The sequence below is a fragment of the Blastococcus sp. SYSU DS0510 genome (assembly GCF_054050835.1).
Genome location: NZ_JBJHAC010000045.1, coordinates 1 through 10978, shown reverse-complemented (window position 1 = coordinate 10978; position 10978 = coordinate 1). Strand labels below are relative to the sequence as shown.

General features: G+C 71.2%; 10 protein-coding genes and 1 pseudogene. 6 read left to right on the top strand and 5 right to left on the bottom strand.

Annotation, left to right across the window (positions count from 1 at the left end; translation table 11 throughout):
• Together ACI79P_RS21480 and ACI79P_RS21475 are read left to right on the top strand one after the other, a co-directional pair.
• Positions 1-142 (top strand): annotated as a pseudogene (locus ACI79P_RS21480) (histidine kinase); the annotation flags it as partial.
• Between the two features lie 926 nt (positions 143-1068).
• On the top strand, positions 1069-1638 hold the full coding sequence (locus ACI79P_RS21475; RefSeq protein WP_456583091.1) for a GAF and ANTAR domain-containing protein: 570 nt from the start codon (positions 1069-1071) through the stop codon (positions 1636-1638).
• 272 nt (positions 1639-1910) lie between these two features.
• Here the strand turns inward: ACI79P_RS21475 and ACI79P_RS21470 are convergent, their stop codons facing one another.
• Both ACI79P_RS21470 and ACI79P_RS21465 read right to left on the bottom strand, forming a co-directional pair.
• A complete protein-coding gene (locus tag ACI79P_RS21470; RefSeq protein ID WP_456583090.1) occupies positions 1911-3554 on the bottom strand; it encodes a RecQ family ATP-dependent DNA helicase in 1644 nt (547 codons plus the stop codon).
• Between the two features lie 174 nt (positions 3555-3728).
• Positions 3729-4658, bottom strand: a complete 930-nt coding sequence (locus ACI79P_RS21465) for a DUF389 domain-containing protein (RefSeq protein ID WP_456583089.1) — start codon at positions 4656-4658, stop codon at positions 3729-3731.
• A gap of 356 nt (positions 4659-5014) precedes the next feature.
• Here ACI79P_RS21465 and ACI79P_RS21460 point away from each other — a divergent pair, with 356 nt between their 5' ends.
• Together ACI79P_RS21460 and ACI79P_RS21455 are read left to right on the top strand one after the other, a co-directional pair.
• A complete protein-coding gene (locus ACI79P_RS21460) occupies positions 5015-5308 on the top strand; it encodes an STAS domain-containing protein (RefSeq protein WP_456583088.1) in 294 nt (97 codons plus the stop codon).
• A gap of 176 nt (positions 5309-5484) precedes the next feature.
• Positions 5485-5661, top strand: a complete 177-nt coding sequence (locus ACI79P_RS21455; RefSeq protein ID WP_456583087.1) for an ANTAR domain-containing protein — start codon at positions 5485-5487, stop codon at positions 5659-5661.
• 218 nt (positions 5662-5879) lie between these two features.
• On the opposite strand, the gene ACI79P_RS21450 is transcribed toward ACI79P_RS21455, so the two are convergent.
• The 3 genes from ACI79P_RS21450 to ACI79P_RS21440 are packed head-to-tail and all read right to left on the bottom strand — an operon-like array spanning position 5880 to position 9366.
• Positions 5880-6545 carry a hypothetical protein gene (locus ACI79P_RS21450; RefSeq protein WP_456583086.1) on the bottom strand — a complete coding sequence of 222 codons (666 nt, stop codon included), beginning with the start codon at positions 6543-6545 and terminating at the stop codon, positions 5880-5882.
• Entirely contained in the window at positions 6545-7027 is a 483-nt protein-coding gene (locus tag ACI79P_RS21445) for a hypothetical protein (RefSeq protein ID WP_456583085.1), read from the bottom strand. The genes ACI79P_RS21450 and ACI79P_RS21445 overlap by 1 nt, the downstream gene beginning before the upstream one ends.
• Positions 7024-9366: a molybdopterin oxidoreductase family protein gene (locus ACI79P_RS21440; RefSeq protein ID WP_456583084.1), complete on the bottom strand. Its 2343-nt coding sequence runs from the start codon at positions 9364-9366 to the stop codon at positions 7024-7026. The genes ACI79P_RS21445 and ACI79P_RS21440 overlap by 4 nt, the downstream gene beginning before the upstream one ends.
• A gap of 394 nt (positions 9367-9760) precedes the next feature.
• Between ACI79P_RS21440 and ACI79P_RS21435 the strand changes: the two genes are divergently transcribed.
• Complete coding sequence (locus ACI79P_RS21435; RefSeq protein WP_456583092.1) at positions 9761-10201, top strand: phospholipase D-like domain-containing protein; 441 nt, start codon at positions 9761-9763, stop codon at positions 10199-10201.
• Positions 10202-10491: 290 nt separating this feature from the next.
• The coding region (locus ACI79P_RS21430) for a DUF2391 family protein (protein ID WP_456583083.1) at positions 10492-10978 on the top strand (487 nt) is incomplete at its 3' end.

Below are 10978 nucleotides of genomic sequence, written 5' to 3'. Positions count from 1 at the left end.
CGACGAGCTGCTGGCCCGGATGCTGCCCGACGCGCCCGACGACGACGTCGCTCTGGTCGCGGTGCGGCTGCACCCGCAGGACCGGCCGCGCCCGGCCGAGGCCGGTCCCGAGCGGGTGCCACCGAACGTGCCGGCCGACTGACCCCTGGGTTTCCTGCCGGGGCAAGTCCGAGGCGCGTCGGTACTCCGCGCCGGCGGGACGACTCGAGGCATCGTCCAGTCGGCGATCCTTCCGTCGGGTCGGCAGGCCGGCCTCTCCCTCCCGGTCGAGGCGATGGCCGACGGCGGCCACCGCGGCGTACGAACCGAACCGAGTGGCCGCCGCGCGAGCGTTGGCTTCGAAGGCGCCGACCTGGCGGGCGTAGATGTTGAGCGCGCCGGAGATCTGCTCGCAGGCGTCGATGGACAGCGCAACCGACAGAGAGCCGAGGGCCCCACCTTCGGCTGCTCGGGGCATGTAGTCCGGCCGTCGGTCGTCGGTGCGGGTGTCGGCGGTTCCGGTCAGCTCGCCGGTGCGGGCGGCGTGCAGACAGGGGCCTTGATCGCTTTCGTACTGGTACTCGTCGAGGTCGACGGCGAGCTGGCCGGCTTTCGAGGAGCTGGCGTCCAACGCATTGCGGCATGGGCGTGCACGGATCGAGGTGGCGGTCACCCGGATGGGCCCGACCGGCTGACCGGCCGGCCCGCCTCGACAGTCCTTCTCGCTGACACGTTGCCCAGGCAACGACGGCGTGACCACGCCTGGCCCCCCGGCCGTGCTCTGTTGTAGAGCGTGGGGTTGGTGGGCGGGGGCTCACCAGGGCGGGGCGCCGGGGCCCCGTGTTGGTCATGGTCATCTACGTAGTCGGCATCCGCCATTTCTTCGGGCCGCCGGCGCCCGGCGCACCGATAGGTTGGGACCATGGCATCCGCTCAGGACATCGGGGGCAGCGGCTCGGTCCCCGTGCAGCGGCTCGGTGACGTGATGAGTCGATTCGCACGGAAGCTGCAGGAGGAGCACGGCGACGTCGAGGCCACGCTGCAGGCGATCACCACCAGGGCGATCGGGGTGGTGCCGAATGCAGAGGAATGCGGCATCAGCTACGTGACCGGGCGGTCGAAGGTCGAGGCGCGAGCGTCCACGAGCGATCTCCCCGGGAGGTCGACGCCCCGCAGGAGCGACTCGGGCAGGGTCCGTGCCTGGATGCGATCTGGGAGCAGAAGGCCGTCCGAGTAGACGACATCGGCGCCGACGACCGCTGGCCTGAGTTCTCCATGCAGGCCGGCGGCCGTGGCGTTGGCAGCATGCTCGCCTTCCAGCTGTTCGTGGAAGGCGACCGGCTCGGGGCGCTGAACTTGTACGCCCGCACTCCCGGCGCCTTCGACGACGAGTGCCAGGAGATCGGGCAGATGTTCGCCACCCACGCCTCCGTGGCGCTGGCCGGCGCCGCGCACGAGCAGCACTTGCGCCACGGGATGAGCAGCCGGGACGTCATCGGGCAGGCGAAAGGGATCCTGATGGAGCGGCACCGGTTGACCGCCGACGAGGCGTTCGGCGTGTTGACCCGGGTCTCCCAGGAGCTGAACCGCAAGCTCGTCGACATCGCCCGCGACCTGACCGTCACGGGCGCGGTGCCCGACAGTCGCCGCCGGGACTGACGCCACCGACGTCAGCGCCGGGATGAATCGCTGATCCCCCGAGGCCACGTCACGGTCGCCGGTGGCGGCCGGTGCCCTCGCGTTCACTCGCCGGCTGGGCGAGGACAGGCAGCTGTGCCGTGAGGACACCGCCTTCCCACGTGATGTAGTCGATTCGCGCCCACACGTGCTTGCGGTCGGGCTCGGCCATCCAGCCCTGCGCGACCAGGAAGGTGTTGGGCCTGCAGCGACGACTGGGTCCACAACTTCGTAGCCGGGCTAGAGAACAGTTCTTACCCCCCTGCCTCAAGCAGGTGCTGGGACTCCACGGCGGCGCGAGCCAGGGTCTTGTAGCCCTCCTGGTCGAACAGCACGGTGAGCCGGTCCGGCTCTACGGACATGACGACACCGTGCCCCCATTCGGCGTGCCGGACGGCGCTGTTGACCGGGAAGGGGGCGTCGTCGACCGCGTGCTCCTGGGCGGTGCCGGCCTCGCAGGTGTCGCAGTTTCCGCAGGGGTGGCGGAGCTGCTCGCCGAAGTAGCCGAGGAGGAACTGGCGCCGGCAGCCGGTGGTCTCGGCGTAGCCGCGCATCATCTCGATCCGGGAGCGGATGAGCCGCTGGTGGTTCTCGGAGACCTCGACGGCCTCGTGCACCGCCTCCTCGGGGGAGACGTCCGGGTCCAGGAGCTCCAGGCGGCCGTCCTCCGTGGTGCCCACCGCCCCCGCCTGCTCGAGGAGGTTGACCGCGCGGGTGCGCTTGGCCGGGGACACGTCGACGTCCTCGGCGAGCTCGGTCGCCCGCACCGGCTCGTCGTGCTCGTCGAGCGCCTCCGCGACGTCCTCGAGGGCCTCCTGGGGGGCGTGGCTCGCGGTGAGGAACGTCTGCAGGTGCAGGTCCTCGGCCCGGTAAAAGAGATAGATCTCCGCCGGCTCGCCGTCGCGTCCGGCCCGGCCGATCTGCTGATAGTAGGAGTCCAGCGACTCCGGTGCCGAGGCGTGGACGACGAAGCGGACGTCCGGCTTGTCGATGCCCATGCCGAAGGCGGAGGTGGCCACCACCACGTCCACCTCGCCGTCGAGGAACTGCTCGTGCACCTGCTTGCGGTCGGCCGCCTTCATGCCCGCGTGGTAGGCCGCGACACGGTGGCCCACCTCGGCGAGCTCGTCGGCGTAGTACTCGGCGTCCTTGCGACTGGCGACGTAGACCAGCCCGCTGCGCGTGGCCGGGTCGGACATCAGCGCGCTCACCCGGACGACGACGGCGGACCGCTTCCGCCGGTCGTCGCTCTCCCGTTCCACGGCCAGCCGCAAGTTGGGCCGGTCGAAGCTCACGATCACCTCGGCCGCGTCGCGCAGGCCGAGCCGCTCCACGATGTCCCGGCGAACCGGCAGCGCCGCGGTCGCGGTCAGGGCGAGGACCGGCGGGTGCCCGAGCCGCTCGATCGCTGTCCCCAGACGCAGGTAGTCGGGGCGGAAGTCGTGGCCCCAGGCCGACACGCAGTGCGCCTCATCGACGACGAAAAGACTGATGCCGAGTTCGGCGAGCTCGGCGAGGACCTCGTCCTTGGCCAGCTGTTCGGGGGAGAGGAACAGGTACTCGGCGTCGCCCTCCCGGACGGCGTTCCAGGCGTGCCGGGTCTCCCCGGCCCGCTGGGCCGAGTTGACCGCCACGGCCTCGGGGGCGGCCGAGTCCTCGATGCCCTCCATCTGGTCGCGTTGGAGCGCCAGCAGCGGCGACACGACCAGCGTGGGGCCGTCCAGCAGGAGTGCGGGCACCTGGTAGATGGCGGACTTCCCGGCGCCGGTGGGCAGGACGGCGAGGGCGTCGCGCCCGGCCATCACGTGCTCCATCGCCTCGAGCTGTTCGGGGTGCAGTTCCGGCCAGCCGAACGTCTCGGCGGCGACGCGCTGTAGGGAATCTCTGGTGTCTGGCACTGCTGGCGGGTACCCGGCCCCAGGGCCGTCCCAACCGGGGCGTGTCAACCGGGGCCGCGTGCCCGATCGGTGACCGTGGACGATCTGTCCTCGTCGCCAAGACTTTCAGCGAGGCGGTGCGCCGGCCTGCTGGGTGTCACTGCCGGAGGCCCCTCGACGGAGTCCCTGTGCCGGTCAACCGGTGGCGGCTCGGCCGTCGTGCCTGCGGTGCCAGAGGAAGACCGCCGCCGAAGTCGCCGTCACCACGGTGGCGTCCACGCTCCACCGTCCCAGGCTGCGCATGGCCAGCTCGACGTCGCCGGCGACCAGGGCCATGGCCGCCAGGGTCAGGGCGGGGATGAGGCCGAGCGCGATCATGACCCCGGCGGTCAGGACGCGCCGGTTGATCACCAGGAGGAGCGCTCCGCCCAGCCCGGCCACCAGGGCCACCGCCCAGCTGGTCCAGGACGTGGTGGAGAAGTAGTCGATCAGGGTCGACGACGGTAGGTAGCTGCTGGTGCCCGCCGCCAGCGCGCCGGCGCCGAAGGCGGCGCAGGCGGCGGCGCTGAGGGCGGCGCCGGCGGCCAGGGCGGCGTACCCCTTGGCGATGTCGACGAGGCCGCGCTGCCAGGCGCGGCTGCGCTCGATCAGGCCCAGGGCGAGGCGGCTGAACGGCTCGAAGCCCGGTGCGATGACCATGGCGCCGATGATCAGGTGCAGGGTGCCGCTGGCCAGGCCGAGCCCCGCCAGGAGGCCGGCGGTGGCCATCACGCCGAGCTTGCCGGCGGTCATGGTGCTCTCCCGGCCGATCTCGAGCTCGATCTCCTCGGCTGTCCCACTGGTGATGTCCCGGAGCACGTCGTCCTGCCGGCCGGCGGAGATGACGCTGGCCGGCCTGCTCGTGGACAGCGAGACCGAGGACTCCTGACCGACGCCGCACCGGTCGGCCAGGCGCATCACCGCGGCCAGCCGACGGTTGGTCACCTCCACGCTGATCACGTCCCCCGGCGGCTGCAGCGACACGCCACGCAGCACGCGCAGCGACAGCGGCTCGAGACCGCGCAACTCCTCCACCGCGGCATCGACCAGATCGGGGGGAAGGGTGATCTCCACGGTCCTCGGCATGCCCGTGCCCCTTCCCGGATCCCAGGGCGGCAACCGTCGTCGCGTACCGACGTACCCGAAAGGTATGGACGGCGTTGCGGGGGAGGGCCTGGTGCAGCACACCGCCCGCGTGCCGCAGCTTGCCGGGCTGGCCACGCGGCGACGGCTGCGCCGGTGGCTTCTGCGCCGCAGGCGGGCTAGCGTCTCAATGGGTCGAAAACGCGGCCTCTGCCCGCACCGGTGCGGGTGCCGGTTGTTCCCTTCCGCCACCGGCGACTCCTCCTCGTTCTCGAGGTGACCGCAGTGGCCCTGCCGTCCGCTTCTCTGACCGATCCCCGCTGCGACGACGTCTCGCGGCTTCTCGCGCGCTGGACCTCGTGACCGGCCGCCTGGAGCTGGTCGGACGGTTGGACCGCGCCACCGCGCACCTGCTCCAGGACGCCATCTCCGCACTCCTACTTACCCCGTGCGCGCAGTGGACCCTCGACCTGAGCGGAGTGACGGTGGGCGACCACCACGGTCTACGCGCCATCGCAGTCGCGTACCGCCGGGCGGCCCGGCACCACCGGCAGCTCACCCTCCGGGGCGCATCACCGACCCTGCAGCGTGCGGCGCTGCAACTCCGCCGCAGCGCGCATCGCCCGGGCGCAGGCGCCGTCATCCCCAACTGACCCGGCGTCGCGCACGCCGGGACCGGCGAGATGGGGTGACGGGGTGACGGCGCGTCAGCTCGGGACGGTGATCATCAGGACGGCGAGGTCGTCGGTCTCGTACCGCGAGCATGCCACCCGTGCGGTGACCGTCATCGCGATGGTCCCGGGATGTAGGCGGTGACGTCCGGGCCCGGGTGACTGGAACAGCGGGACAGGCTTTTCTCGCCGAACTGGACGCCGTGGCCCGTCTCATGGCGCAGCGTCGCTGTGACGCCGCGGAGGCTTTGGCCATCCTGTCCGGGGCGTCGCAGCGGTCCTACCGCAAGCTCCGCGACATTGCGCAAGCCATTGTCGATGGCGCGAAGCAGTAGGGGGGGCACGGTGCGCGAACCCGTGAGCGAGGCCGGGACCGGGCTGGCCGGGAGAACGACTGCGGAACGGGCGATGCTGCATGCGCATCGCTAGCAGCCCGCTCCCTGACGCGCCGCTCATGACCCGGCTGCTCGTCGACGTCGGTAGGGCAGCACTGCGCTGCGGGAGCTGCGGGCACAGTTGTCCGACGGCGGAAGCTCTGGCGGTCGGGGCACCTTCAGAGCTGAGGCCGGACCCCGGCCTCTCTGACGAGGTGTGCCGGGTCCAGGGGGCCGTGTCCCGCCATGGCGTCCGCGCCGGCGCCCCGTCGGCCGACCGGCAGCACGGTGCGCTCCCGCGCGCCCTCCAGCTCCAGGGCCAGCGCGGCGTAGAAGGCGCCGACGGCCAGGGCGAGGCCCACCCACCCCGCCGCGGTCTTCCACGCTGCTGATTCGGTGATCTCGTAGATTCCCGTCACGATGAACCGGGTTCCGGCCAGCGCCATCACGGCCGCGGGTACGACCTTGCTCGCTGCCGCCACCGCGGCCGGAAGGGCCATGGCGAGGCCGGCGACCACGAGGACCACGCCGAGGCCCTCGCTGGTCGCCCCTGGTGGGGAGCTCAGGGTCGTGAAGCCGGCGACGCCCCAGGTGCCGGCGAGCAACCCCATCCCCGTGCCGGCGACCGGATCCCGGGCGAGGAAGCCGAGCACCGAGGCCAGTAGTTGCAGCGGCACCGTGGCGACGAGCGCGGTAAGGGCGACCACCCGGCCCTGCGTGGGTGGTATCCAGCCCAGCTGCAGGGCCGCGAAGGCCGTCGTCGCCAGGGCGAGGGCCAGGAAGCCGAGCGGTAGCGGCGTCGCCAGCGGTCGGAGGACGACGCGGGCGGCGGGAGGCGCGGTCATCAGCTGGCGAGCACCTGCGGAGACGTCACCTTGAGGTAGGCGTTCGCCCAGCGGGTGATCCGCAGCGACTCCGGGTGGCAGCGCTCCGCAAGGTCGAGCAGCTCCTGCTCCTTGGCGCCCTGCGCGCCTTGGGCGAGGAGTTCCCAGTCCACCGAGGTGCCGGCGGCCTCCCGATAGAGGTGCCGGAGGTCGGCGAGCAGCAGCAGCCCCGGTGCCGACCGTCGCCCCATGAGCTGCGCGGCCTGCTGCTTCATGGTCGCCAGCAGGCCGGGGTCCTCGGACGCCTCCGGGTCCAGATTCAGGCCGAAGTCCGTCCCGATGTGGGCGAGGTCGGCCACATGCTGCCGTGACCACTTCGCCATGTCGCGGCAGACGTAGAAGACCTCGTGGTCGGTCTTGTGCTTGTCCGACATGGACGTCAGCACGGTCACCAGGTGGTTCTCGGAGCGGTGCAGCTCCTCGATCGCCATGTCGAGCTTCATCGCCGTCCCTCCACGAGCTCCTCGGCGTGGGCGGTGTCCCCGCCGGTGGTCGGTGGCACCGACCCGGTGACCGGCGCCGACCCGGTCGTAGTCGGCGCGAGCGACGGGCGCCCCTTCGCGGCTGACACCCGTCGCACCGTGGCCGCCGCCGTCTTGAAGATGGGTTGCTTGGACACCGGGTCCCAGTCGGTCAGGGTGAGCTCGTTGGCCGCCCGGCCGGCCTCCTTCTTCCGCGGGTGGGAGCCGTCCTTGGTGTCCCAGTAGCCGTAGTGGAACGGCAGGAACAGGACCCCCGGGCGGATGCCGCTGATGCGCAGCCGGCCCTGCACCCGGCCGCGGGGGGTGGTCACCTCCAGGACGTCGCCCTCGGTCCAACCACGGTCGGTGGCGTCGCTCGCCGACATCTCCACCCACACCTCCGGCGCGGCCGCCTGGAGCTGCGGCGCCCGGCCGGTCTTCGTCCGGGTGTGGAAGTGGTAGAGCGTGCGGCCGGTGATGAGCTGGAACGGGAACTCCTGGCGGGGGACCTCGTGGGGCGCCACGTACTCCGCGGCCTTCAGCACCGCCCTGCCGGTCGGGTTCAGCGCCTTGTACTCGGTCTCCTCGACGGGTGCGCCGGTCACCATGTCGCGGCCGTAGCTCTCGCAGTAGTCCGGCTGGGCCCAGAACTGCCCGTCGACGTAGATGTGCTCGGTGCCGTCGGGGTGCTCGTCGTTGCACGGCCACTGGATGCCGCTGCCACCGCGGAGCTTGTCGTAGCTCATGCCGGTGTAGTCGCAGGGCCGGCCGCGGGAGCACTCCTTCCAGCCCTCGAACGCCTCCTCGGGCGTCGACCACTTCACCAGCGGGGCGCCGTCCTTGTCCTTCAGGCCCATCCGGGCGGCGAAGTCGATGAGGATGTCGAGGTCCGACTTGGCGTCACCGGGCGGCTCGACCGCCTTCTCCGACAGGTGCACGGTGCGGTCGACGTTGGTGAAGGTGCCGGTCTTCTCGCCCCACGTCGCCGCGGGCAGCACGACGTCGGCGAGCTGCGCGGTCTCGGACAGGAAGATGTCCTGCACGACCAGGAACAGGCGCTGCTGGGAGAGAATGTCCCGGATCCGCCGCAGCTCCGGCAGGGAGACCGCGGGGTTGGTGGCGGTCACGTAGAGGAAGCGGATCGAGCCCTCTTCCATGTAGCGCAGCTGCTGCATGATGTGCGTCGGCGGCGAGTAGTGCGGGATCTGCATCGGGTCGACGTTCCAGACCTTCGCCAGGTCCCGGATGTGCGCGTCGTTCGACCAGTTGCGGAACGCCGGCAGGTCGCCGTCGGCACCGCACTCTCGGGTGTTCTGCGCCGTGGGCTGGCCGTTCATCTGGAGGACGCCGCAGCCGGGCTTGCCGAGCATGCCCCGGATCACGTGGATGTTGTTGACGCACACGGCCGCCGCGGTGGCCTGGTGGGCCTGGTAGAAGCCTTGGAGCACCGACGACATCAGCTGCTCCGCGGTGCCGATGATGCGGGCGGCCTCCCGGATCTGCTCCGCGGGGACGTCGCACACCTCCGCCGCCACCTCGGGCGTGTAGCTCGCGGTTTGCTTCTCCAGCTCCGGGAAGCCGACGCTGTGCGCCTCGATGTACGCCTGGTCGATCCAGCCGTTCGCGATGAGCTCGTGGATCAGCGCGTTCATCAGCATCACGTTGGTGCCCGGCCGGGGCGCCAGGTGCACGGTGGCCGCGCGGGCGACCGGCGTTTCCCGCGGGTCGACGCAGATGACCTTCGGCGGGTTCGGCCCGGCCAGCCGGTCGAGGACGCGGCTCCAGAGCACGGTCTGGGTCTCGGCCATGTTGTGGCCGTAGAGCGCGATGACGTCGGCGTCATCGATGTCGGTGTAGCTGCCCGGCTGGCCGTCGCAGGCGAAGGTTTCCTTCAGCGCTGCCGCTGCGGTGGCGGTGCACAGGCGGGTGTTGCCGTCGACGTGGTTGGTGCCGATGCCGCCGTGGGCGATCAGCCCGAGGGTGTAGTACTCCTCGAGGAACAGCTGCCCGGTGGTGTAGAAGCTGATCGCGCTGGGTCCCTGCTCGTCGAGGAGCTCCTTCGCGCGACCGACCACCGCGTTCATCGCGGTGTCCCAGTCGGTCTCGACGAGCTTGCCCCGCTTGCGGATCAGCGGCTTCGTGAGCCGATCGGGGGAGTTGTTCGCCTGCCAGCCGAAGAGGTCCTTGGGGCCGAGCCGGCCGTGATTGACGCGGTCGACCTCACGGCCACGAACACCCACGATTCGCTCGTCCTTGACGGCGATGTCCAGGCCGTCGCCGTTGGAGTGCAGGATCGTCGCCGACTGCACCCAGCGGTCCACGTCCGCCTCTGTGAGCCCGTCGGCGAGGTACGAGTCCACGCGGGTCGGCCAGGTCTCCCCTGGGCCATACGGGGTGCGGCTGCCCCACGGTTTGGCAATGCGGTCGACCCTCGGCACGGCAGTCCTCCTGGAGACGGGGATGGATGCCTGCCGAGTGTTGCTGTCCCTGGGGCGGCCCGCAGGGCGGAGCAAGGCTTTCTCGGTGGGAGGGGCCCAACAGGGATGACGGGGGCGGCCCCGGCGCCAGCCGCCCCGCGATCCACCCCCGCCGTCCGTCCCGGGCCAATGCCCTCCCGCATACACACCTCGTCCCCGGTCGATTGGCGTTGGTCGGACGGTGGACCGCGCAACCGCACCTGCTCCATGACGCCATCTCGGCGCTACTGCGCCCTCGCTGTGGAGGCCCCAGGCGAGGCCGCATCGGAGCCGGAGCCGTCATGTCGGAGCCGGAGAGCGCTGTTGGCGAGCGGGACTACGATGCGTTCCGGCCGCGGGCATCGAGATCTGGCGGTACCAATCCAGCCTCATGCACTCGAACGTCATCGCCGTTGACGACGCTGTTGCCAGGGGCGGGACCGCCAACCTCGATGTGCGGTCGATGGCGCTGAACGAGCGGGTATGTCTCGTGATGGCAGACCCGGCCGTCGTGCATGTGCTGGACGACCAGTTCGACGAGGACCTCACCAGCAGCGAGCGGGTCGATCTCGGGCAGTGGCGGTCACGCCCGCTCACTCATCGGTTGCGCGAGTGGGCCGCGGAAGCTGTGGGCGGGCCGGTTCGCGGGTGGCAGGCTGTCGGCCTGGCCGGACGCCGCCCCTCACTCGAATCCCGCTGAGCTCTGTGGCAGACGTCCGTGGATTCTCGGGCCACCGGCTCGCTTCTGTGTCCCCGCCCCATTGAGCGACGCCGGTCGCTCGCCTCTGGTCCGTCAGCACTGCAGCGGCTGATCGCGCGGGGACTGCCCCTCTTCCGACCTGCCCGGCGGGCGTCCTCAACTGGATCCCGGACCTCTCGGTAGCGTCTCGCTCCTGCCAGGGATGTCTGGACGCTGGTCGGAGGACTTGTCAAACCGACCAACTTCCTTACCCGTGCGGACTGTGCGTGACCTGACCTGAGTGGAGCGCGATGCCACAGCAGACCGAGGCGCACCACCTGATCAAGGGGTTCGGCCGGGCTGTCGGCGGAGCCCTGCTCTTCGCCATGCCGGTCCTGATGACGATGGAGGTGTGGCGGCTGGGTCTGGCCGTCGACCGCTACCGCCTGGCCGCCCTCGCGGTCGGGACCGTCCTGCTGGTCATCGGCCTCGCCCGCCACCTGGGAGGCTCAGGGGCGTCCGGGTGGCGCCCTGCTCTGGTGGACGCGGGGGTGGCCTTCCTTGCTGCCGCCGTCGCTGCCGCGGTCATCCTCACCACCCTCGACGTCCTGGACTGGCTGCGGAACTGGCGGGAGGCGACCTCGATCCTCGGCCTGGAACTGTTGCCGGCCGCGGTCGGGGCCTCCTACGCCCGCACCCAGCTCGGGCAGAACAGCGCTTCCCCGGGCAAGTCCGGGTACGGCCACGAGCTGTTCCTGATGGTGGCCGGGGCGGTGGTGTTCGCCGCGAACCTGGCAC